Origin of the sequence: Serratia sp. X3 (assembly GCF_014982455.1) — a bacterium.
GTDB classification, from domain to species: domain Bacteria; phylum Pseudomonadota; class Gammaproteobacteria; order Enterobacterales; family Enterobacteriaceae; genus Serratia; species Serratia ureilytica.
In genome coordinates, this window is the sequence record NZ_JADCNB010000006.1 from 204,308 (window position 1) to 228,199 (window position 23,892).

18 protein-coding genes and 1 pseudogene are annotated in these 23,892 nt (G+C 60.2%); 9 read left to right on the top strand and 10 right to left on the bottom strand.

Translation table 11 applies throughout. The annotated features are described in order from the left end of the window. The first annotated feature begins 17 nt into the window (after positions 1-17). Entirely contained in the window at positions 18-1,049 is a 1,032-nt protein-coding gene (locus IMX17_RS20685; protein ID WP_033644741.1) for a methionine synthase, read from the top strand. Between the two features lie 162 nt (positions 1,050-1,211). On the opposite strand, the gene IMX17_RS20690 is transcribed toward IMX17_RS20685, so the two are convergent. Then, positions 1,212-2,321, bottom strand: a complete 1,110-nt coding sequence (locus tag IMX17_RS20690) for a DJ-1/PfpI family protein (RefSeq protein WP_080350237.1) — start codon at positions 2,319-2,321, stop codon at positions 1,212-1,214. Between the two features lie 597 nt (positions 2,322-2,918). On the opposite strand from IMX17_RS20690, the gene IMX17_RS20695 reads away from it, so the two are divergent. Then, positions 2,919-4,268, top strand: coding sequence for an MFS transporter (locus IMX17_RS20695; RefSeq protein WP_046898975.1), 1,350 nt, complete (start codon positions 2,919-2,921; stop codon positions 4,266-4,268). Between the two features lie 82 nt (positions 4,269-4,350). Here IMX17_RS20695 and mscS read toward each other — a convergent pair whose 3' ends face one another. Continuing rightward, on the bottom strand, positions 4,351-5,217 hold the full coding sequence (gene mscS, locus IMX17_RS20700) for a small-conductance mechanosensitive channel MscS (protein WP_193550177.1): 867 nt from the start codon (positions 5,215-5,217) through the stop codon (positions 4,351-4,353). Between the two features lie 204 nt (positions 5,218-5,421). Between mscS and IMX17_RS20705 the strand changes: the two genes are divergently transcribed. Further along, positions 5,422-6,090, top strand: a complete 669-nt coding sequence (locus IMX17_RS20705) for a DUF1345 domain-containing protein (protein ID WP_033644737.1) — start codon at positions 5,422-5,424, stop codon at positions 6,088-6,090. Positions 6,091-6,312: 222 nt separating this feature from the next. On the opposite strand, the gene fbaA is transcribed toward IMX17_RS20705, so the two are convergent. From fbaA to IMX17_RS20725, 4 genes are all read right to left on the bottom strand, one after another. Further along, complete coding sequence (gene fbaA / locus IMX17_RS20710; protein WP_025304179.1) at positions 6,313-7,392, bottom strand: class II fructose-bisphosphate aldolase; 1,080 nt, start codon at positions 7,390-7,392, stop codon at positions 6,313-6,315. A 116-nt stretch (positions 7,393-7,508) separates the two neighbouring features. Further along, positions 7,509-8,672 (bottom strand): phosphoglycerate kinase, encoded by a 1,164-nt coding sequence (gene pgk / locus IMX17_RS20715; RefSeq protein WP_025160206.1) that lies wholly within the window; start codon positions 8,670-8,672, stop codon positions 7,509-7,511. Between the two features lie 70 nt (positions 8,673-8,742). Further along, positions 8,743-9,759, bottom strand: a complete 1,017-nt coding sequence (gene epd / locus IMX17_RS20720; RefSeq protein ID WP_004931582.1) for an erythrose-4-phosphate dehydrogenase — start codon at positions 9,757-9,759, stop codon at positions 8,743-8,745. A gap of 312 nt (positions 9,760-10,071) precedes the next feature. Continuing rightward, the gene (locus IMX17_RS20725; RefSeq protein WP_161796312.1) at positions 10,072-11,031 is read right to left on the bottom strand and encodes a LysR substrate-binding domain-containing protein; all 960 of its coding nucleotides are present in this window, start codon (positions 11,029-11,031) and stop codon (positions 10,072-10,074) included. Between the two features lie 82 nt (positions 11,032-11,113). Between IMX17_RS20725 and IMX17_RS20730 the strand changes: the two genes are divergently transcribed. From IMX17_RS20730 to IMX17_RS20750, 5 genes are all read left to right on the top strand, one after another. Continuing rightward, positions 11,114-12,199: a tartrate dehydrogenase gene (locus IMX17_RS20730; protein ID WP_046898971.1), complete on the top strand. Its 1,086-nt coding sequence runs from the start codon at positions 11,114-11,116 to the stop codon at positions 12,197-12,199. A 364-nt stretch (positions 12,200-12,563) separates the two neighbouring features. Next, entirely contained in the window at positions 12,564-14,174 is a 1,611-nt protein-coding gene (locus IMX17_RS20735) for a BCCT family transporter (protein ID WP_193550178.1), read from the top strand. A gap of 26 nt (positions 14,175-14,200) precedes the next feature. After that, entirely contained in the window at positions 14,201-15,325 is a 1,125-nt protein-coding gene (locus tag IMX17_RS20740; RefSeq protein ID WP_046898969.1) for an aromatic ring-hydroxylating dioxygenase subunit alpha, read from the top strand. A 46-nt stretch (positions 15,326-15,371) separates the two neighbouring features. Continuing rightward, positions 15,372-16,820 carry an NAD-dependent succinate-semialdehyde dehydrogenase gene (locus IMX17_RS20745; protein ID WP_046898968.1) on the top strand — a complete coding sequence of 483 codons (1,449 nt, stop codon included), beginning with the start codon at positions 15,372-15,374 and terminating at the stop codon, positions 16,818-16,820. A gap of 41 nt (positions 16,821-16,861) precedes the next feature. Next, on the top strand, positions 16,862-17,827 hold the full coding sequence (locus tag IMX17_RS20750) for a PDR/VanB family oxidoreductase (protein ID WP_046898967.1): 966 nt from the start codon (positions 16,862-16,864) through the stop codon (positions 17,825-17,827). Between the two features lie 30 nt (positions 17,828-17,857). Here the strand turns inward: IMX17_RS20750 and IMX17_RS20755 are convergent, their stop codons facing one another. From IMX17_RS20755 to IMX17_RS20765, 3 genes are all read right to left on the bottom strand, one after another. Then, positions 17,858-18,928, bottom strand: coding sequence for an ABC transporter ATP-binding protein (locus tag IMX17_RS20755; RefSeq protein WP_033652192.1), 1,071 nt, complete (start codon positions 18,926-18,928; stop codon positions 17,858-17,860). Continuing rightward, positions 18,921-20,690: an iron ABC transporter permease gene (locus IMX17_RS20760; RefSeq protein ID WP_033644727.1), complete on the bottom strand. Its 1,770-nt coding sequence runs from the start codon at positions 20,688-20,690 to the stop codon at positions 18,921-18,923. Before IMX17_RS20760 ends, IMX17_RS20755 begins: the two co-directional genes overlap by 8 nt. Before the next feature lie 78 nt (positions 20,691-20,768). Continuing rightward, positions 20,769-21,857, bottom strand: coding sequence for an ABC transporter substrate-binding protein (locus IMX17_RS20765; RefSeq protein ID WP_046898965.1), 1,089 nt, complete (start codon positions 21,855-21,857; stop codon positions 20,769-20,771). Between the two features lie 570 nt (positions 21,858-22,427). Between IMX17_RS20765 and brnQ the strand changes: the two genes are divergently transcribed. Then, on the top strand, positions 22,428-23,750 hold the full coding sequence (gene brnQ, locus IMX17_RS20770; RefSeq protein ID WP_033652193.1) for a branched-chain amino acid transport system II carrier protein: 1,323 nt from the start codon (positions 22,428-22,430) through the stop codon (positions 23,748-23,750). Between the two features lie 69 nt (positions 23,751-23,819). Here brnQ and IMX17_RS25475 read toward each other — a convergent pair. Further along, positions 23,820-23,892: pseudogene (locus IMX17_RS25475) on the bottom strand (transketolase); the annotation flags it as partial.

Here is a 23,892-nt window from a genome sequence, read left to right on the forward strand (position 1 = left end):
AATACAGGTCACCTATCATGAAAATATTGCTCCCCACATCGACCGCCGGCAGCTTGCCCAAACCGGTCTGGCTGGCCCAACCGGAAACCCTGTGGTCGCCCTGGAAATTGCAGAATGAAGAACTCATCGAAGGGAAACAGGATGCCCTGCGTTTGTCACTGGCAGAGCAGCAACAGGCCGGCATCGATATCGTCAGCGATGGCGAACAAACCCGTCAGCACTTCGTCACGACGTTTATCGAGCATCTCAGCGGCGTCGATTTCGAAAAACGCGAAGTGGTTAAAATCCGCAATCGCTATGAGGCGAGCGTGCCGACGGTCGTGGGGGCGGTCTCGCGTCAAAAACCCGTTTTCGTTGAAGACGCCAAATTTTTACGCCAGCTGACCACACAGCCGATTAAATGGGCCCTGCCGGGGCCGATGACCATGATCGACACGCTCTATGACAACCACTATAAAAGCCGCGAGAAATTAGCCTGGGAGTTCGCGAAGATCCTCAATCAGGAAGCCAAAGAGCTCGAGGCCGCAGGCGTCGACATTATTCAGTTTGATGAGCCCGCATTTAATGTGTTCTTTGACGAGGTGAATGACTGGGGCATCGCCGCCCTGGAAAGAGCCATTGAAGGGCTTAAGTGTGAAACCGCCGTACATATCTGCTATGGATATGGGATTAAAGCCAATACCGACTGGAAAAAGACGCTGGGCTCGGAATGGCGACAATATGAAGAGGCGTTTCCGAAACTGCAAACGTCCAACATCGATATCATCTCGCTGGAGTGCCATAACTCGCACGTGCCCATGGATCTGCTTGAACTGATCCGCGGCAAAAAGGTGATGGTCGGCGCCATCGACGTGGCGAATCATGCCGTTGAGACGCCGGAGGAAGTGGCCGACACGCTGCGCAAAGCGCTGCAGTTTGTCGATGCCGACAAACTCTATCCGTCGACCAACTGCGGCATGGCTCCCCTGCCTCGTCAGGTCGCCCGCGGCAAACTGAATGCGTTAAGCGCAGGCGCCGAGATCGTGCGCCGAGAGCTGTTAGCCAAATAACCTTGTCGGGTTGCGCCAAGACCGGAACGGGTCGGCGCAGCCTGGCGCAATAGTGAACGCATGTTTTTAATGCATTCATAGGTTGAATAATGCTTATCTACTCAACCGAGGAAATTGTCTCAGTACCGGCGATAGCGTTATAAACGTCAAAATCGGTTTTTCCTAATTGTCGCCTTTATATTCAAGCTGTAGCGCCACCAATGCCGCCGTGCGAAAACCGTAAGTATCGCCAATATCCCGCAGAGTGCGATTTAACGTTTCCATGGCGGTTTCATTATCAATGAGAGAAATCCAACGATCTACATTCTCATTACGCCCTTCGACTCTGTCCGGCAAAAGCGTTAATCCGCTTTTCAGTTTCACAGGGTTCATATCCTTCGCATAAGAGAACACCTGCGTCTGGTAGGTTCTTGAATATGAATCTGCACTAAATGCCAACTTAATATCATCGTCTCCCGTGGAAACCTGTATGCCATAAGTATCATGCTGCCAAAAGGACACATAATTTAATGCCACCGTAACCACATTGGAGGTTTTCAGCGCAAAGGCGCGGCTGTCATGTTTAACAGACCAGTCCGAAGCGCCCACCTGTGCGGCTAGCGTGGCTGCCTTTTTTTCACCCGCAATCGCCTCTATCAAAGCCAGTGTCACGGGCACTGAGGCGGTTACTCCGGTCGTGGTGACGATCTTTCCATCAGCAACATAGCGGCGGTCCTGTACCCAAGAAGCTTTCGGGTACTGTTCTTCCAGATCTTCTCGTGAATACCAATGCCCCGTAGCATAATGCCCATCAAGGAGCCCCGCGTGGCCCAAGACCCACACGCCATCGCAAATCCCAACAATCGTGCTTCCCTTCGCTTGCTGCTCCTGTATCCATCTTAACAGTTCAGGATTGTCCGTTTCGTGCACGGCAGGAACAAGGATGTAATCTGCGCCAAGCGGATAAAGCCGATCAAAATTACTGGCCGTCATATCGGCCTCAACTTTAAACGCAGGAAACAGCTGTATTGGACCAGGCCGAATGGCGACGGTGAAAACATCCGCGACGTTTGCTTCTTTAAGCAATGCGTAGGGAATGACAAAGTCTGTCAGTTCCGTGAAAGTATTTTCGCCGACAACGGCAATGAGCGGTTTTTCTCGATTGTCATGCGCTTTCCACGGCGCAATTTTTGTCATTACGCCTTGAGGAAGCGTGAGCTGAGACGCCGCGACAGAAAAAGGCAATGTCGTGGCTAACATTAATACGAGAAAAATTCTTAATCGGTTACGCATCAATCCTTTCCACCCACTGATATAAGGCTGGCAAGCTTACCAATTTGCTCTTTTGGCGCAAGATGAGCGGACTCATACAGGCGTATTGGCGACCCTTTTCCATTTTTTCAGCGATAATAACCAATTGTATAAATGCCGTTGAACGCTTCACCTAAAAATAAAAGTGAATCCAATTTATTTCACTTCAGATTTATATTCGACAGTTCAGTCGATGACGAGGCGAAAGCTGAATATTCGGCGCCAGACAGGTGAAAACCATCGACTGACGCCTGCGCGACAGGCCGTTATTATTCCGCAGGTAGCGGAAAGCCACCGTATTTAAGAGAATGGACGCAGATAAAATGACCTTCATCTTGTTTGCCTTATTTCCACCCATTTTCCCGCGCCTTAGACATGACGATAAAGCGCTGCAACCGATCTGCGCTCACCGCCCCTCCCCACTTATCATGTGGCCCGACGCTGACTGTCTGCCCAGATGCGGCGCATCCCCCACTGCCCCCGCGCTGGTGTATACTCGGATTTCTACGCGATGCCAGCCAAAGCGGCCTGAACGGCCCCTCAGCCAGCCCACACCAGCTTAATAAAAGTGGAACCCTCATGAGCCCAAATACCGCTCGCATCAGCGAAATCATCGATCGCGCCAAGATCTCGCCTTATCAAATCCTGATCCTGACCCTGTGTTTCCTCATTGCCCTGCTGGATGGCTTCGATACCGCCATCATCGGCTATATCGCGCCGGCGCTGCGCGAAGAGTGGGGCCTGCAGCCAGCGCAGCTCTCTCCCGCCTTCGGTGCAGGATTGTTCGGTCTGCTGCTCGGCAGCCTGCTGTTCGGGCCGCTCGCCGACGCCATCGGCCGCAAGCGCGTGCTGCTCGTCGCGGTGCTGGTGTTTGGCGGCTGCACCCTGGCTTCGGCCTATACGCATTCGATCGAATCCCTGACCTGGTTGCGCTTCATCACCGGCATTGGCCTCGGGGGCGCGATACCGACCTGCATCACCCTCAGCTCGGAATACTCACCGGCGCGCCGGCGCATGTTGATGGTCACCCTGAGCTGGAGCGGCTTCACCGCCGGGTTGGCCCTGGGCGGCCTGCTGGCCGGGCAGATCATCCCAACGTTCGGCTGGCGCGGCTTGCTGCTGGTCGGCGGTATCGCGCCGCTGGCGCTGCTGCCGCTGCTGGCCTGGCAGATGCCCGAATCGGTGCGCTTTATGGCCGCCAGCGCCAAACACGCCGATCGGCTGCGCCGGGTGGTTGAGCGCATCACCGGCCAGCGTTGGGCCGGTGTGACGATTGTCGATGACGAGCGTCCGGCGCAGGCCACATCGCCGATATCACACCTGTTTATCGAAGGCCGCGCCGTGCGCACCCTGCTGCTATGGGCGGCGTTCTTCTGTTCGCTGTTTGTGTTCTACCTGCTCACCAGCTGGCTGCCGACCCTGCTCAAAGACGCCGGTTACGACATCGCCCACGCCTCGCGCATCGGAGCCATGGTGCCGCTCGGCGGCACTCTGGGCGCCATCCTGATGGCGCTGCTGATGGACCGGATCGGGCCCTACCGCGTGCTGGCCGTCTCCTACCTGGGTGCCGCACTGGTGATTGGCGCGACCGGTTACCTGATGGGCGACGTCTACACGCTGGCCGCCGTCGTGTTCCTGATCGGCTTCGGCGTGGCCGGCGCGCAAAACGGCCTGAATCTGGTTTCCGCCACCCTCTACCCAACCGCAGCCCGCGTCACCGGCGTCAGCTGGGCCATGGCCAATGGCCGCTTCGGCTCAATTGTCGGCTCGATGCTCGGCGGCTGGATGATGGCCGCCGCCGGCTCGACGGAAGTGTTCTTCCTCTGGCTGGCGCTGCCGGCGCTGCTGGGCGCCGCCGCCATCTTCCTGCTCTATCGCCTCAGCCTGCGCCGCCGCACGCCACTCACGGAACCGGCGGCCGGCGTCTGACCTCGCGGAAAATAAAAGGCCGAGACGCCATCGGTAGCGTCTCGGCCTGCAATAAAAAAGAGGGCCAAGGCCCCCTTCTGCGTTATTCCGCCTTGGCGGAAGCGTCTTCGGTGCGGTACAGGTGCACGTCCATCTGCGGGAACGGAATGCCGATGTTGTGGGCATCCAGCGCGCGCTTGAAGTTTTCCATCAGATCGAAGTACACGTTCCAGTATTCCGCGTTGGTGGTCCAGGAACGGGTCACGAAGTTCAGCGAGGACGGCGCCATCTCGTTCAGACGCACGGTCACGCCTTTGGCGTGCATGATGCGTTTGTCGGCGGCGATCACGTCGCCCAGCACCTTCTTCACCACGTCGATATCGGCGTTGTAGGTCACGCCCACCACGATATCCACGCGGCGGTTCGGTTCGCGGGAGTAGTTGATGATGTTGCCGGCGATGATTTTACCGTTCGGCACCACGATGGTTTTGTTGTCGGCGGTGCGCAGGGTGGTGGAGAAAATCTGCACCTGATCGACGGTACCGGCCACGCCGCCCAGATCGACATATTCACCCACGCGCAGCGGACGGAAGATCACCAGCAGCACGCCGGCGGCGAAGTTGGACAGCGAGCCTTGCAGCGCCAGGCCGACGGCCAAACCGGCGGCACCCAGCACCGCGATCACCGAGGTGGTCTGCACGCCGACACGCCCCAGCACCGCGATGAAGGTGAACGCCAGCACGCCGTAACGAACGATCGCCGACAGGAAGTCGGCCACCGTGGCATCGATGCCGCGCAGCTTCATCACGCGGTTCAGCGCATTGCCGACCACGCGGGCCACGATCGAACCGATGATCAGGATAACGATGGCGGCGACGATATTCACCGCGTACTGGATCAACAGATCCTGATTCTTCACCAACCAGTCGCCGGCACCGTTGATGCCGTCTACTACATTCAAATCTTTCATTCGTGTCGTCCTAACTCAGTCCCTAACGGGAGAAACTCGCAAAAATACACTGGCCTCGGCGGCCAGTAGGAAACCACGCCTAAGGGTAACCAACATTAAAGGCTCATGCCAACCATCAGCGTTAAAAATAGCCGAAACCGCCCGCCGCTTCTTCTATGCTGAGAACAGCGCGTTGGCCATTTCACGACAAGGGATCCGTTCTTCATGCACATTCGCTCTTCGCTCAAACACTATTGGCAAGTGCGGCCCAGGCTGCTGTTTTCCGTCGGCGCCGGGCTGCTGTGCTTTCTGCTGCTGCCCGCCCAGCTCTCGCTGCTGCAACGCTTGATGATCGGCTGGAATACGCTGGCCTGGCTCTACCTGCTGTTTCTCTGGCGGCTGATGCTGGTCAGCACGCCGCAGCACATTCGCCAAATCGCCCGGCGGCAGGACGAAAGCGCCAGCATGGTGCTGGCGTTAGTCAGCCTCGGCTGCCTGGTCAGCTTACTGGCGATCCTGTTTGAATTGAGCAGCGCCAAACAGGTGGCCGGCTCGCTGAAAACGCTGCATTTGCTGCTGACCGGCGCCACGCTGGCGGTCTCCTGGCTGCTGCTGCCGACCGCCTTCACCATGCACTATGCTCATCAGTTTTATCGCCAGGGCGCACAGCAGGATCCTTTGCCGCTGCTGTTCCCCGGCAATCTCGCCGATCCCACCTATCTGGATTTCGCCTACTTCTCCTTCACCATCGCGGTGGCGTCGCAAACCGCCGATGTGGCGGTCGGCGCGGCAGAGGTGCGCAAGATCACCCTGTTGCAGTCGGTGATCTCCTTCGCGTTCAACATGCTGATCCTGGGGCTGTCGATCAATGTCGGCGCCGGCCTGTTGGGCTGAAAACGAAAAAGGCTCCCCGCAGGGAGCCTTTAAATTGCAAACAAAGGAGGAAAAAACGTGGTTTTTCCTCCTTTGTGATCATCAGTCGAAATCAATAAATTGATTTTCCTTATTTTTTATATATTGCCAACGGCAAGCCAAGCCAAGCCACGCATCAGGCTTGCCATAAACAAAAAGGCTCCCCGCAGGGAGCCTTGTACATCATGCAACAGGTGCCGAAGATTACAGAACGTCTACCGCGTTCAGATCTTTGAAGGCCTGCTCCAGACGCGTCACCATGCTGGTCTGCGCTGCGCGCAGCCATACGCGTGGATCGTAGTATTTCTTGTTAGGCTGATCGGCGCCTTTCGGGTTGCCCAGCTGGCCCTGCAGGTAAGCTTCGTTCGCTTTGTAGTACTGCAGGATGCCGTCCCAGGTCGCCCATTGGGTGTCGGTGTCGATGTTCATCTTGATCACGCCGTAACCCACTGACTCTTTGATCTCTGCGTCGGTAGAACCGGAACCGCCGTGGAACACGAAGTTCAGGCTGTTGTGCGGCAGGTTGAATTTCTTGGACACGTAATCCTGAGAATCGCGCAGGATGGTTGGAGTCAGCTTAACGTTACCCGGCTTGTACACGCCGTGCACGTTACCGAACGATGCAGCGATGGTGAAGCGCGGGCTGATGGCGTTCAGTTTTTCGTACGCGTAAGCCACGTCTTCCGGCTGGGTGTACAGAGCGGAAGCGTCCATATGGCTGTTGTCCACGCCATCTTCTTCACCGCCGGTGCAGCCCAGTTCGATTTCCAGCGTCATGCCGATTTTGGCCATGCGCTTCAGGTAGGCGCTGCAGATCTCGATGTTTTCTTCCAGAGACTCTTCAGACAGATCGATCATGTGGGAAGAGAACAGCGGTTTGCCGGTAGCGGCGAAGTGCTTCTCGCCGGCGTCCAGCAGGCCGTCCAGCCATGGCAGCAGTTTCTTCGCGCAGTGGTCGGTGTGCAGGATCACCGGCACGCCGTAGTGTTCAGCCATCTGGTGAACGTGGTGCGCGCCAGAGATAGCGCCCAGAATCGCTGCGCCCTGAGGCACATCGGTCTTCACGCCTTTGCCGGCGATGAATGCGGCGCCGCCGTTGGAGAACTGAACGATGACCGGCGCGCGCACTTTAGCCGCGGCTTCCAGCACTGCGTTGATGGAGTCGGTACCCACGCAGTTTACCGCTGGCAGCGCAAAGTTGTTCTCTTTAGCAACTGCGAAGACTTTCTGAACGTCATCACCCGTGATGACACCCGGTTTTACGAAATCAAAAATTTTAGACATGTTACTTTGTCCTGTTTCGTCGGCCGTAGATGGATGTAAATCGATGTTTTCACGCCGCGCAGCATTTGCCGCGCGGTATAAAACAAACGGGCGGCTTTCGCCTCCCGTTGTCTGAATTACTGCTTAGCGCGCTCTTCCAGCATCACGACTGCAGGCAGCGGTTTCCCTTCAACGAATTCCAGGAATGCGCCACCGCCGGTGGAGATGTAGGAGATTTTGTCAGCGATACCGAACAGATCGATGGCTGCCAGAGTGTCGCCGCCGCCAGCGATAGAGAAAGCGTCGCTATCGGCGATCGCGCGGGCGACAATTTCGGTGCCCTTACGGAAGTTAGGGAACTCGAATACGCCAACCGGGCCATTCCACAGAATGGTTTTGGCGTTCTTCAGGATAACGGCCAGACGCTCGGCAGAGACGTCGCCCATATCCAGAATTTGCTCGTTGTCCTGGATCTCGTTGGCCTGCTTCACGGTCGCGGTCGCGGTTTCAGAGAACTCGGTCGCCACGCGCACGTCGGTCGGCACCGGAATGTCGCAGGTTTCCAGCAGTTTCTGCGCGTTCGGGATCAGATCCGGTTCGTACAGGGACTGGCCCACGTTGTTGCCCTGCGCCGCCACGAAGGTGTTGGCGATGCCGCCGCCGACGATCAGCTGATCGGCGATTTTGGACAGGGAATCCAGCACGGTCAGTTTGGTGGAGACTTTAGAACCGCCCACGATGGCGACCATCGGACGGGCCGGATTGCCCAGGGCTTTGCCCAGCGCTTCCAGCTCGGCGGACAGCAGCGGGCCGGCACAGGCGACAGGCGCGAACTTGCCCACGCCGTGGGTGGAAGCCTGCGCGCGGTGCGCGGTGCCGAATGCGTCCATCACGTACACGTCGCACAGCGCCGCGTATTTCTTGGACAGGGTTTCGTCGTCTTTCTTCTCGCCCTTGTTGAAACGGACGTTTTCCAGCACCACCAGTTCGCCTTCGGCGACGTCGACGCCATCCAGATAATCCTTCGCCAGACGCACTGGAGATTTCAGGTGATCTTTCAGGTAGTTGACCACAGGCAGCAGGGAGAATTCTTCGTTGTACTCGCCTTCGGTAGGACGACCCAGGTGGGAGGTTACCATCACGCGGGCGCCTTGCTTCAGCGCAGCTTCGATAGTCGGCAGGGAAGCGCGGATACGCGCGTCGGAAGTCACTTTACCGTCTTTTACCGGCACGTTCAGATCGGAGCGGATCAGTACGCGTTTACCCGCCAGATCCAGATCGGTCATCTTAATTACAGACATGGTGAACCCTCTTTATTGAATCTCTATAAAATTGCCTGAGCAGCGCGCCAATCACGCCGGCGCCGCCGTACTAGAAACCGCTGGCGGCCATTGCCCGTGTTGTATCCAACATCCGATTGGCAAAGCCCCATTCATTGTCGCACCAGACCAAGGTCTTTATCAGGTGCTGCCCGCTGACCCGGGTCTGCGTACCGTCGACGATAGCGCTGTGCGGGTCATGGTTAAAATCGATCGAGACCAATGGTAATTCCGTGTAGTCAACTATACCACGAAATGATTCCCGTGCGGCCTTTTGCAACAGCTGGTTGACCTCCGCCACCTTCACCGCGGCGCTCACGCTGACGCTCAGATCGATAGCCGTCACGTTGATGGTCGGCACGCGCACCGAGATCGCCTCGAAGCGATCGCAAAACTGCGGGAAGATGCGGGTGATGCCCGCGGCCAGTTTGGTATCGACCGGAATGATCGACTGGCTCGCCGCGCGGGTGCGCCGCAAATCCGCGTGATACGCGTCGATCACCGGCTGATCGTTCATCGCCGAGTGAATGGTGGTCACGGTGCCGGATTCGATGCTGTAGGCGTCGTCCAGCAGCTTGATCACCGGAATAATGCAGTTGGTGGTGCATGAGGCGTTGGACACGATGCGATGTTCCGCCAGCAGCGTCTGATGGTTGACGCCGAACACGATGGTGGCGTCCAGATCGTTGCCGCCCGGATGGGCGAACAGCACTTTCTTCGCCCCCGCCGCCAGGTGGGCCTCGCCATCCGCCCGGCTGCCGTACACGCCGCTGCAGTCCAGCACCACATCGACGCCCAGCTCGCCCCAGGGCAACTGCTCCACCGCCGGCTGATGCAACAGGCGAATCGCGTCGTCTCCGACGCTCAGCGTGTCGCACTCCTGCCGCACATCCCAGGCGAAGCGGCCATGGCTGGAGTCGTACTTCAGCAGATGGGCCATACCTTCGGCGTTCGCCAGCTCGTTGATCGCCACCACGGAGATTTCCGCCCGTCGGCCCGATTCGTACAGTGCGCGCAATACGCTGCGGCCGATGCGGCCAAAGCCGTTTATCGCTATGCGGATGGTCATGCTGCTCCTGAAAAAGGGCCGTCCACGCCGGGTTGACTCACCGGCGCCGCCCGGCGCTGACTGGTTGTCTCACTAACCCGCATAGAGTAGTGGATCGTACCGCCCGCTGTGAATCGCCGAGTTTGCATTATTCCCGCGCTTCAGCGGTTTTTCACCGCCGTCACATCGGCATTTCTGTCGAAGAGTGCTTCAACTGAAACGCTTCAGCTGAGCATAAACCAAAGTTTTGGCAAAAGGAACAGGTGCAACAGCTCCTCAGGTAACGGAGGGGAGTTTTACGAGCATAAGATGATCTGGCGCACATTTTTGGCCTCAAGACCGCGACGGATTTTCGCTCGCCGGCTCCGTTTCGCCGTAGTGCTCACGGAAATAGTCGCGCAAAAATTCGACGGTCACCCGCACTTTCGCCGACGTTGCCAGCCGGGAAACGTATACCGCCCAGATGTTGGCCGGCTGATAGTACTCCGGCAGGATATGCACCAGTCGGCCGCTGTCGATGTTCTCTTTCACGTCCCAGGCGGAACGCAGCGCGACGCCCTGCCCGTCCAGGCACCACTGGTGCACGATTTCGCCGTGGTTCGACGCCAGCGCGCCCGTCACCTTTACCGTTTCTTCACCGCTCGGCCCCTGCAGCCGCCACAGCCCAAACGGATGATCGCGTTCTTTGATCACCAGACAGGAACGGCCCGCCAGCTCCGCCGGGTTTTTCGGCGCCCCGTGGCGCTGCAGGTACGCCGGCGAAGCGCACAGAATGCGCTGATTGTCCGCCAGCTTGCGCGCGATAAGATTAGGGGCGATATCGTCGCCGATGCGGATATCCAGATCGAATCCTTCGCTGACCAGATCCACCAGCCGATCGGAGACGTCGAGCCGCAGTTCCAGCTGCGGATACTGCCGCGCCAGCGCCGACAGCGCCGGCGCCACGAAACGCCGGCCGAAGCCGAAGCTGCTGACCACGCGCAGCATGCCCTGCGGCGCCTGGCGCACTTCGGACAGTTCGTCCATCATCTGATCGACATCGTTGAGAATGCGCTGCGCCCATTCGTAGATGCGCTCGCCGTCTTCGGTGATCGCCACCCGCCGCGTGGTGCGGTGCAGCAACGACACGTCCAGCGTCTTCTCCAACAGCGCGATGCGCTTGCTGATAAAGGCCGGCGAAACGCCCAACTCTTCGGCGGCAGCGGCAAACCCGGCGCGGCGCGCCACCAGCACGAACACCCGCAGGTCACTCAGGATCGGCATATTGTTCATGATTCGTGTTTTATGTTTCACCGTTTTCAGGATTGATTAACAGTTAGTCAATTATAGGATAACAGTGTTGTCAATCTCCCCTACCTACAAATGAGACCTCTGTATGAGCAAAACTTACAAGATTGCCGCCATCCCCGGGGACGGTATCGGGCGGGAAGTGTTGCCGGAAGGCATACGAGTATTGCAGACGGCGGCGGCGCGCTGGGATCTGTCGCTGGAATTCGCCACCTTCGAGTGGGCCAGCTGCGACTACTACCAGCACCACGGCCAGATGATGCCGGACGACTGGTTCGAGCAACTGAAAGGCTTCGACGCCATCTATTTCGGCGCCGTCGGTTGGCCGGACACGGTGCCCGATCATATCTCGCTGTGGGGTTCGCTGCTGAAATTCCGGCGCGACTTCGAACAGTACGTCAACCTGCGTCCGGTGCGGCTGTTTCCCGGCGTGCCCTGCCCGCTGGCGAACAAGCAGCCGGGCGATATTGATTTCTACGTGGTGCGCGAAAATACCGAAGGGGAATACTCCTCGCTCGGCGGACGGATGTTCGAAGGCACCGAACGCGAGATGGTGATCCAGGAATCGGTCTTCACCCGTCAGGGCGTGGACCGCATCCTCAAGTACGCCTTTGAGCTGGCGCAACAGCGCCCGCGCAAACGCCTGACCGCCGCCACCAAGTCCAACGGCATGGCCATCAGCATGCCGTACTGGGATGAGCGCGTGGCGGAGATGGCGCGCCAATACCCTGATATCGCCTGGGACAAACAGCACATCGATATTCTGTGCGCGCGCTTCGTGCTGAACCCTGAACGCTTCGACGTGGTGGTCGCCTCCAACCTGTTCGGCGATATTTTGTCGGATCTCGGCCCGGCCTGCACCGGCACCATCGGCATCGCCCCCTCGGCCAACCTGAACCCGGAGCGCAATTTCCCGTCGCTGTTCGAGCCGGTGCACGGCTCGGCGCCGGACATTTTCGGCAAAAACATCGCCAACCCGATCGCCATGATCTGGAGCGGCGCGATGATGCTGGACTTCCTCGGCGACGGCGATGCCCGCTACCGCCAGGCGCACGACGGCATCCTGCAGGCGATTGAGCGCATTATCGCCGACGGGCCGCGCACGCCGGACATGCGCGGCGACGCCTCCACCCAGCAAGTCGGCCAGGCGATCGCCGCCCTGCTGCAACGCTGAACGCCGCAGATTTTCCCGCGCAGGGCGCCCTTCCGCGCCCTGCTTTGCCACGTCCGTTTTTCCGCATCGATCGCTGCCGCAAATCCGTTGAAAACCACCGCAGAAGGCACGCCAATACCCCGGTCAAGATCACAACAAATTGTTTACATACTGTGTTTTATCCTTTTACAGATGCCCTAATTGTGGCCCTCCTGTAATTTGTGCACACTCGAAAATGTTAATGAAGAGTAAATATTCCCGGCAGCGTTCAGCCGGGACGTTTGCTCCTCGCGGTGTAACAAAACAAAGGGTTCAAACCAATAAGGCCCGGGCGCCCCCTACGCTTTGCGCACCGGCCCATCACCGATAACAGGAGTTCACTCCCATGCAGAGCAATCCCAAAAAGGATGTCACGCTCATCGCCATCAGCCTGTGCAGCATTGCGCTGATCGCCCTTTGCCTGATGCTCTTTCCGGCCCAATCCGCGCTTATCGCCAACACCATTTTCAACGGCGTCACCCGGCTGTTCGGTTCAACCATTCAAATCCTGGTGCTGCTCGCCCTGCTGGTGGTGCTGTATCTGGCGTTGAGCAAATACGGCAACATCCGCCTCGGCGAAGGCAAACCACAATACTCCACGTTGGCCTGGCTGTTCATGTTCATCTGCGCCGGCCTGGGCTCGTCCACCTTGTATTGGGGGGTGATGGAATGGGCGTATTACTACCAGACGCCGGGGCTGAACATCGCGCCGCGCACCCCGAAGGCGCTGGAATACAGCATCAGCTACTCCTTCTTCCACTGGGGCCTGAGCGCCTGGGCGACCTACGCCCTCGCCTCGCTGATCATGGCCTACCACTTCCACGTGCGTAAGAACAAAGGGCTCAGCCTGTCGGGGATCATTTCCGCCATCACCGGCGTGCGCGCCAACGGCCCGGTCGGGCGGGCGGTGGATCTGATCTTCCTGGTCGCCACCGTCGGCGCCCTCACCATTTCACTGGTGCTGACCGCCTCCACCTTTACCCGTGGGCTGACGGCGCTGACCGGCATCCCGGACAACTTCGCGGTGCAGGCGACGGTGATCCTGCTGGCGGCGGTGATCTTCTGTCTCAGCTCTTACATCGGTATCGACGGTGGCATGCAGCGCCTGAGTAAAATGGTCGGCTGGGGCGCATTCGCTTTCGCCGGGCTGGTGCTGCTGGTCGGCCCGACCGAATTCACCATCAACAACACCATCAACGCCATCGGCCTGACGGCGCAAAACTTTCTGCAGATGAGCCTGTTCACCGATCCGATGGGCGACGGCAGCTTCAGCCGCAGCTGGACAGTGTTCTACTGGCTGTGGTGGATCTCCTATACCCCGGGCGTGGCGATGTTCGTCACCCGCGTCTCGCGCGGCCGCAAGATTAAAGAAGTGATCTGGGCGCTGCTGCTCGGCAGCACCCTCGGCTGCTGGTTCTTCTTCGGCTCGCTGGAAAGCTACGCCATGCACCAGTTCATCAGCGGGCAGCTCAACGTGCCGGAGATCCTCAGTACCCAGGGCGGCGAAACCGCCGTGCAGATGCTGCTGACGGCGCTGCCGCTCGGCAAACTGTTCCTGGCCGCCTATCTGTTCATCATGATCATTTTCCTGGCCTCGCACATGGACGCCGTGGCCTACACCATGGCCGCCACCAGCACCCGCAACCTGCAGGAGGGGCAAGATCCCAGCCCGATGCTGCGCCTGTTCTGGTGCGTGGTGATCACCCTGATCCCGCTGTCGATCCTGTTTACCGGCGCCTCGCTGGACACCATGAAAACCACGGTGATCCTGACCGCGCTGCCGTTCCTGCTGGTGCTGCTGGTGAAAACCTACGGCTTCGCCCGCTGGCTGAAGCAGGACTACGCGGCCATCCCGGCGCACCTGATCGAAAGCAGCCCGCCAACGCTGCCCGAAGCCCCGCCGGCCGCCGAACTCTCCGCTCCATCGTCGTATCAACCGCGCCCTATGGCGAAATGACAATAAGAAAAGAGGAAGGTTAACTTATGAGCACTCTGATCCCTGAATTTACCTTACCGAAAGATTTCTGCGCCGACGCCCGCGAGGCCTACACCATACCGGCCCGGTTCTACACCCACCAGGCGGCGTTCGAGCACGAAAAAGAGCAGGTGTTCGCCACCAGTTGGCTCTGCGTGGCGCACCGCAGCGAGCTTGCCCAACCCAACGACTACATCACCCGCGAGATCATCGGTGAAAACATTCTGGTGGTGCGCGGCCGCGATAAAGTGCTGCGCGCCTTTTACAACGTCTGCCCGCACCGCGGCCACCAACTGCTGGCGGGCGACGGCCGGGCGAAGAACGTCATCACCTGCCCTTATCACGCTTGGGCGTTCAAGCTGGACGGCGAGCTGGCGCACGCGCGCAACTGTGAAAACGTGCAGAACTTCGATAAAGAAAACTCGCACCTGGTGCCGGTGCGGGTCGAAGAGTACGCCGGGTTTATTTACGTCAATCTGGACTCGCAGGCCGGCACGGTGGAAGACCAGCTGCCGGGCCTCGGCGCCAAAGTGCGCGAAGCCTGCCCGCAGGTCGACGATCTCAAGCTGGCGGCGCGTTTCGTCACCCGCACCCCGGCCAACTGGAAGAACATCGTCGACAACTACCTCGAGTGCTACCACTGCGGCCCGGCGCACCCCGGTTTCGCCGACTCGGTGCAGGTCGATCGCTACTGGCACACCCTGCACGGTAACTGGACGCTGCAGTTCGGCTACGCCCGCCCTTCCGAGCAGTCGTTCAAGTTTGAAGAGGGCAAAGAAGCCAGCTTCCACGGCATCTGGCTGTGGCCGTGCACCATGTTCAATATGCCGCCGCTGGAAGGCATGATGACGGTGATCTATGAGTTCCCGGTCGATGCGGAAACCACCCTGCAACACTACGACATCTACTTCACCAACACCGATTTGAGCGACGAACAGCTCAAACTGATCGACTGGTACCGCGACGTGTTCCGCCCGGAAGATCTGCGGCTGGTGGAAAGCGTGCAAAAAGGCCTGAAGTCGCGCGGCTATCGCGGCCAGGGGCGCATCATGGCCGACGGCGCCGGCAGCGGCGTCAGCGAACATGGCATCGCCCACTTCCACAACCTGCTGGCGCAGGTTTATCAACCTTGATGCGACGGGGCCCGCGGGCCCCTTTCCCCTGACTTGTGAGGTTCTTGTGAATATTTCCGATCGGGCGCTATTCCGCCAACAGGCCTACATCAACGGGCAATGGCACGATGCCGACAACCAGGAAACCGTGCCGGTGAGCGATCCCGCCACCGGCCAACTCATCGGCGGCGTGCCCAACATGGCGACAGCCGAAACCCAACGGGCGATCGACGCCGCCCAGCAGGCGCTGGAAGGCTGGCGCGCGCTGCCGGCGCAACAGCGCGCTCAGCTGCTGCGCCGCTGGTTCGAACTGATGCTGGAACACCAGCAGGATTTGGCCAGCCTGATGACGCTGGAGCAAGGCAAGCCACTGGCAGAGTCGCTGGGCGAGATCCGCTACGCCGCTTCCTTTATCGAATGGTTCGCCGAACAGGCCAAGCGCGCCAACGGCGACATCATCCCTTCACCGAGCAGCGATAAACGCCTGATGGTGCTGAAGCAGGGCATCGGCGTGTGCGCGGCGATCACGCCCTGGAACTTTCCGGCGGCGATGATCACCCGCAAGGCTGCGCCGGCGCTGGCGGCCGGCTGTACGCTGGTGGTCAAACCCGCCAACGAAACCCCTTATTCGGCGCTGGCGATGGCCGAGCTGGCCGAACGCGCCGGCATTCCCGCCGGGGTATTCAACGTGGTGACCGGCAATTCGCAGGCGATCGGCGCCGAGCTGACTCGCCACCCGCAGGTGCGCAAACTCAGCTTTACCGGCTCCACACCGGTGGGCAGGCTGCTGATGCGCCAGAGCGCGGACACCATCAAGAAAGTGTCGCTGGAGCTGGGCGGCAACGCGCCGTTCATCGTATTTGACGATGCGGACATCGATGCCGCGGTGGAAGGCGCGCTGATCGCCAAGTATCGCAACGCCGGGCAGACCTGCGTCTGCGTCAACCGGTTCTACGTGCAGCGCGGCGTTTACCCGCAGTTCGCCGAGAAGTTTGTCGCCCGCGTGGCGGCGCTGCAGGTCGGCAACGGCTTCGAAGCCGGCGTACAGATTGGCCCGCTGATCAATCGCAAGGCGCGCGATAAGGTGTTGGAGCTGCTTGATGACGCGCTGAGCAAAGGCGCTCAGGTGCTGACCGGCGCCACGCCGCACGCGCTGGGCGGCAATTTCTTCACCCCGACGGTGCTGGGCGACGTGCAGCCCGGCTCGCTGCTGCTGGAAGAAGAGATCTTCGGCCCGGTCGCGCCGCTGGTGGTGTTTGATGACGAAGCCGAGGCGATCCGCCAGGCCAACGACACCATTTACGGTTTGGCCGCTTACTTCTACACCCGCGATGCGGCGCGCATCTGGCGCGTTTCGGAACGGCTGGAGTACGGCATGGTCGGCATCAATACCGGGCTTATCTCCAACGAGGTGGCGCCGTTCGGCGGGGTGAAACAGTCGGGGCTGGGGCGTGAAGGCTCCGAATACGGCATCGAAGACTATCTGGAGCTCAAATACCTGTGCCAGGCGGTATAACTTTTTCATGCGCGGGGACGCCCGCGCTTTGGAGCCAATGAATGACCAGCTATCAGATGCTTGATGTCCGCGTCGTCGACATCGAAACCGTCACCGCACGGGTCAAGCGCTTTACCCTGGCGGATCCGAAAGGCCGGCCGCTGCCCGCCTTCAGCGGCGGCAGCCACATTATCGTGCAAATGCAGGACGGCGAGCAGCGCTACAGCAACGCCTATTCGCTGCTCAGCTCACCGTTCGAACTCGAGCATTACCAGATCGCCGTTCGGCGCGAGTCTCCTTCCAAAGGCGGTTCCGACTTCATGCATGACCGGCTGGCGGTCGGCGATACGCTGACCATCAGCACCCCGAATAACCTGTTCGCGCTGGCGCCGGAAGCGCAACATCACGTGCTGATCGCCGGCGGCATCGGCATCACGCCGTTTATGGCCCATCTGCATGAGCTGCAACGCAGCGGCCAACGCTACCATCTGCACTACTGCTTCCACAGTGAAGAACACAACGCCTTCCAGCAGCAGCTGATGCAAGCGCCGTTCGCAGACAACGTCAGTTGCCATGTCTCCAGCCTTGGCGGCCGGTTGGATCTGGCGCGCACGCTGGCCGATGTGGAACCCGGCGCCCATATCTACGTCTGCGGCCCGGCGGCGCTGAACGAAGCGGTCTACCGGATCGCCGCCGAACGGGGTATCGATGCCGGTCGCTTGCACAGCGAAGCCTTTGCCGCCGAAGACACGGCGGGCGGCGCCTTTACGCTGGTGCTGGCTCGATCGGGTATTGAGCTTGAAGTGGCGCAAGACATGACCATCCTGCAGGCGCTGGAAAACAGCAAGGCGGCCAAGGTCGAGTGCCTGTGCCGCGAAGGCATTTGCGGCACCTGCGAAACCCGCATCGTCGAAGGGGAAGCCGATCACCGCGATCAATATCTCAGCGAGGAAGAGCGCGCGGCGCAGCAGACCCTGTTGATCTGCTGCTCGCGCGCCAAAGGCAGCCGGCTGGTGCTGGATTTGTAAAAGGAGCGCCCGCATCGGCGGGCGTCCTGGTTAGGCTTTCGGGAATATCCACAGATGCTCGGCCGGCAGGGAGAGCCGGCACAGCGCCCGATCGCGCGCCTCGTGCCCATAGGCGCGTACCACGAAATCTTCGGCCACGGTGCGGAACAGGTATTCCCAGCGATCGCCGAGATACATGCTGGTCAGCAACGGCAGCTCAAGCTGATTACCCTGCGGATCTTCACCCAACCGCACGCGCTCTACGCGGATCACCGCCGTGCCCTCCTGCCCGACCTGCACACCTTCGCCCGCTTTGCCCCACAGCGCCCAATCCTTACCTTCGATGCGCGCCCGGCCGTCTTCCAGCGCCACGATCTTGCCCGGCAACCGGTTGTTGCTGCCCATGAATTCGGCGGTGAACAGCGTGGCGGGCGAACCGTACATCTCCTGCGGCGTGCCCTGCTGTTCGATTTTGCCGTTATTGAGCAGCAGGATGCGATCGGAAATGGCCATCGCCTCGTTTTGATCGTGGGTCACCATCAGCGCCGACAGACCGAGCTTGATGATCAGCTCGCGCAGAAATACCCGCGCTTCTTCGCGCAGCTTGGCGTCGAGGTTGGACAGTGGCTCATCCAGCAGTATCACCGGCGGGTTGTAGACCAGCGCACGGCCGATCGCCACGCGCTGCTGCTGGCCGCCGGAGAGCTGGTGCGGATGGCGCTTGGCCAAATGCCCCAGCCCGAGCTGATCCAGCACCGCCTGTACCCGTTGGGCGATTTCCGCCGAGGCGGTCTTACGCAGCTTCAGCGGATAAGCGACGTTCTCAAACACCGTTTTATGCGGCCACAGGGCATAGGACTGAAACACCAGCCCCAGATTGCGCTCTTCGGCGGGAATTTCGCTGCGCGCGCTGCCGTTGTAAACCGCGCTGTCGCCGATGACGATCCGCCCCTGGCTCGGCTTCTCCAGCCCGGCTACCGCCCGCAGCAGCGTGGTTTTGCCGCTGCCCGACGGACCCAGCAGCGAAACCACTTCGCCCCGTTTCAGATCCATCGACACCCCTTTCAGCACCGGGTTGTCGCCATAGGTCAAATGCAGATTCTCTACCGAAAGTTCAATCATGTAATTTCACTCCAAAGCGCAAGGCGATCCCCAGCCCCAGCACCACCAGCAGGATATTGATGAACGACAGCGCGGCGACGATATCGATGGCGCCCGCGGCCCACAGGGAAACCAGCATCGAGCCGATGGTTTCCGTGCCCGGAGACAGCAGATAAACCCCGGTGGAATATTCGCGTTCAAAGATCAGGAACATCAGCAGCCAAGAGCCGATCAGGCCGTAGCGCGACAGCGGAATGGTAACGTGTCGGGTGATCTGGCCGCGGCTGGCGCCGGCGCTGCGCGCGGCTTCCTCCAGTTCCGGCCCCACCTGCAGCAGCGTGGAAGAGATCAGCCGCAGGCCATAGGCCATCCACACCACGGTGTAGGCCAGCCAGACGCTGAAGATGGTGCTGCGCAGCGAACGCAGCCAGACGATCACGTTCTCGCGCAGCCATTCGGCCATCGGCAGCACTGACAGCCAGCCTTCCTTGAGCGATTTATCCAGCCACATCGGCAGGAACAGGAACACCCACAGGAACGCCAAACCGGCCAGCAGCCCCGGCACCGCGCGCGGCACCAGCACGCTGTAGTCGAGGAAGCGCGTGGCGCCGTCCGGCTTGCGGTGCATCGCGATGCCGATAAACAGATAGCACGCGACCGCCAGCGCCCCGCCGATCACCCCGATCGCCATCGAGTTGACGATGGCGCGCAGCAGGTTGGGCTGCGCCCAGATGGTGCGGAAGGTGTTGATCGACAGTTCGTCCCAAACAGACACGCCCACGCCCCAGTTGGAGATAAAGGCGCGCAGCACCACGCCGATCAGCGGCACGCCGATGGTCACGGTCAGCCAGAACATCACCACCGCGCCGGCCACCCAGCGCCATTTGCCCAGCGGCAACGCGCGCGCCTGCGAGGCTTTGCCCTTGACGGTGACGAAACGGTTGGCGGTGCGCATCAGCCTGCGCTGCAGCATCACCAACGGAATGGTGATGCAGATCAGCACCACCGCCACCGCCGCCATCAGGTGGTAAGACGGCGTGCCCAGCTTGTTGGTCAGCTGATACAGGTAGGTCGCCAGCACCAGGTTGCCTTCCGGATCGCCCAGCACCAGCATCAGGCCGAACACCTCCAGCCCGAGGAAGAACAGCAGCACCCCGGCGTACAAGATAGACGGCCGCACCATCGGCAGGCTGACGGCGGTCATCACCTGCAGCGGCGTAGCGCCGGCGGTGCGCGCCGCTTCTTCAACGTCTGAGCCCACGCTGCGCAGCGCCGAGGAGATGTACAGGTAGGCGTGGGGCACGTGCGTCAACCCGGCGATAACCACGATGCTGGCCATCGAATAGATGTTCCACGGCACGAAGCCCAGCAGCGCCTCCGCCCACAGCGAGAAGAAGCCCACCGGCCCCGCCGCCACCACGTAACCAAAGCCCAGCACCATCGGCGACACGAAGATCGGCACCAAAATCAGCGGTTCGATGATCCGCCGCCCCGGCAGATCGGTGCGCACCATCAGGAAGGCCAAAATGCCGCCGAGCGGGATAGCGATGATCACCAGGCCGAATGCCAGGATAAAGCCGCTTCTCAGCGCCTTGTAGAAATCCGGATCGGTAAAGATGAACTCGAAGGCCTCCAGGCTGAAGACCTTGGAGGGAGAGAAAAACGGAGCCGAGAGGAAGCTTTGAATGATGATAAACGACAGGGGGACATAGATAACCAGCGCGGTTATCAACACCACCAGGCCGCGCGGCAGGCTCTGCCACTTTCTGCGCCATGCTTGCATAAATGCTCCCTATGGTTGTAAACGACGACCAAAGGGCGCGCGCCTGTACGTCAGGCGCGCGTCCGAATGCAGTCCCTGTTATTTCGCCGCGGCGGCGCGCCATTGTTTGATGTAGTCGAGACGCTTGGCCGGCTGCAGATACTCCAGCAGGCTGTCGTCGACCGGGATCGGCTTGAGCGCGTTGCCCAGCAGCTTGGTCATGCCGTCGATGTCGTTCTTGCCTTCGACATCGTTGCGGATCGAAGGGATATCAGCCTGATTGGCGAGAATATTTTGCCCTTTCTCCGACAGCACGTAGTCGAACCACAGCTTGGCGGCGTTAGGGTGACCGGCCTCTTTGCTGATGAAGCTCACGCGCGACAGCACCAGGGTATAGTCTTTCGGATAGACGATGCCGAGCGACGGATCGCTCTTGGCGCGGGCCTCGGCGTACGAACCGAGGATGTTGAAGCCGATCAGGTTTTCACCGGAGGAGACGCGCTCCATCATGGTGCCGGTGGAGGATTGCACCGCCAGCCCGCCCTTGGCCACGTCGGCCAGCGTTTTGAAGTAGTTGGGATCGGCCTTGAAGTCCTGCACCGACAGCATGAAGCCGACGCCGGATTTTTCGATGTCGTAAGTGGTGACTTTCTTCTTGAATTTGTCCGTCTGGCCGGCGATCAGCTTGGCCAACGCCGCGTGCGAATCCGGCACATCGCCCTGCGGGATCAGGCGTTTGTTATAGATGAACACCACCGGCTCATAGGTGGTGCCATACACTTTATCTTGCCATACCGCCCATTTCGGCAGCTGAGCCCGCTCCGGAGAGGCATACTCCTGCGCGTAATCGCCCGCCAGTTTCAAAATGGTGTCCATCGACGAACTCCACACCAGGTCGCCGCTGGTGCCGCCGGCCGCCTGCTCGCTGATGAAGCGGTTATACAGTTCGGTGCTGTTCATGTCGTTGTATTCGACCTTGATGCCCGGATACAACGCCTCAAATCCCTGGATCAGCGGCGCCGCCGCCTTGGTGTCGGTGGTCGAGTAAATCACCACCTTGCCTTCTTTCTTCGCGCCGTCGACCAGTTTCTGATAGTCGGCGGGGTAGCCCGCCGGGAAGGCCGCATAGGCGGAAACGGAGCCCAGTAAGGTGATTGCCGCTACGGTAGCGCTGATTTTTTTCATCATCATCCATCCCCAGATCACATTTAATAAACCAAAAATTAACATACAGTTAATAATTGCGACGAGGCAACGGCGTTGCTTGTTATCTTTCGGTTTTGTGAGGTTGGACGTTTTTCAGTCAATAGCCACGCCCGGCGGCGCGGGCTTTGCGGTCATCCGTGTCGCAGACTATTCTGCCAGGCGTGAGCGCCGCAGCAGGCGAATTCGCTGTACGATGGCGCCCCGGCAACGTCAGAACACAGCCTGCATTCGACCCGCGATATGCCGATCTTTTTCCCCCGTAAACCGGTCGAAGACGGCCACGTCTCTTTCAAGCCGCACATCGAAATTCCGCTGTCGATAGACAGGGTGGCGCGCTAGCGCGCTGCAGGGCCGGCCGCCATGATCCCTCTGTGCGGCCGGTTCACGCCAGGATAAACAGCGCTGTATTAATCAGGTTTTTGTCGCCGAATTATTATATCCTGCCGGACGAAAATTTTTGCGGGCGTACGCAGCCCCACGCGCCTCCTTCTGCAGCGCTTCATTTCGCAGCCAGGCCGTTTATTTCATGAATACAGGCAGTGCCATACCGTTATGACCAAGAGTTTATCCCCGAAAGACATTATCGCCCTGGGCTTTATGACCTTCGCCCTGTTTGTCGGCGCCGGCAACATCATTTTCCCCCCGCTGGTGGGGCTGCAGTCCGGTGAACATCTGTGGCCGGCCGCCCTCGGGTTTATGGTGACCGCCGTCGCTCTGCCGGTGATCGCCGTGATCGCGCTGGCGCGCGTCGGCGGCAGCATCAGCCTGCTGACCGGCCCCATCGGCCGCACCGCCGGCCTGCTGTTGGCGACCGTCTGCTATCTGGCGCTCGGCCCGCTGTTCGCCACCCCGCGAACCGCCAATGTTTCTTTCGCCCTCGGCATCGCGCCCTTCACCGGCGACGGCGCCCTGCCGCAGTTCATCTACAGCCTGCTGTTCTTTACCCTGGCGATGATCGTGTCGCTGTATCCTGGCCGCTTGCTCGACAACGTCGGCCATATTCTGGCGCCGCTGAAAATTCTGGCGCTGGCCGCGCTCGGCATCGCCGCCCTGGTGTGGCCCGCCGGTGCGCCGGTCTCCGCCGTCGGCAGCTATCAGGCCGCGGCGTTTTCCACCGGCTTCGTGCAGGGTTATCAAACCATGGACACGCTGTCGGCGCTGATGTTCGGCTCGATTATCGTCACCGCCGCCCGCTCGCGCGGCGTCAGCGACAGCGGCCTGCTGCTGCGCTACACCCTGTGGGCCAGCCTGATCGCCGGCGTCGGCCTAACGCTGGTCTATATCTGCATGTTCAAGCTCGGCGCCGGCAGCGGCAGCCTGGTCGGCAGCGGTGCTCAGGATGGCGCAGCGATCCTGCACGCCTATGTGCAGCACACCTTCGGCGATCTGGGCAGCGTCTTTATGGCGGTGCTGATGTTCATCGCTTGCCTGGTGACGGCGGTCGGCATGACCTGTGCCTGCGCGGACTTCTTCTCCCGCTACCTGCCGCTCTCTTATCGCGCGCTGGTGGTCATCCTCGCCCTCTTCGCCATGCTGGTTTCCAACATGGGGCTGGCCAATCTGATCCGCGTCTCACTGCCTGTCCTGACGGCGATCTACCCGCCCTGCATCGCGCTGGTGTTGCTCAGCTTCAGCCAGAACCGCTGGCGCAGCGCCAGGCGCGTCTTCGCGCCGGTGATCGCCACCAGCCTGGTGTTCGGCCTGGCCGATGGCCTGAAGGCTTCAAGCTTCAGCGGCCTGCTGCCCGCCTGGTTCGATAAGCTGCCGCTGGCCGAGCAGGGTCTGGTCTGGCTGCAGCCTACGCTGTTGGTGCTGTTGTTGGCGGCGGCTTACGACCGGTTACGCAGCGCCGAAAGCGTCAAGGCCGCGTCGTAATCGCGATTTCCGCCCATAAAAAAAGCCGGTCATGATGACCGGCTTTTTTATCGGCTTGCGCCCGGCGGCTTACTTCAGCAGCGCCTGCGCCTTGGCCACCACGTTGTCCACGGTGAAGCCGAACTCGGCGAACAGCTGCTCC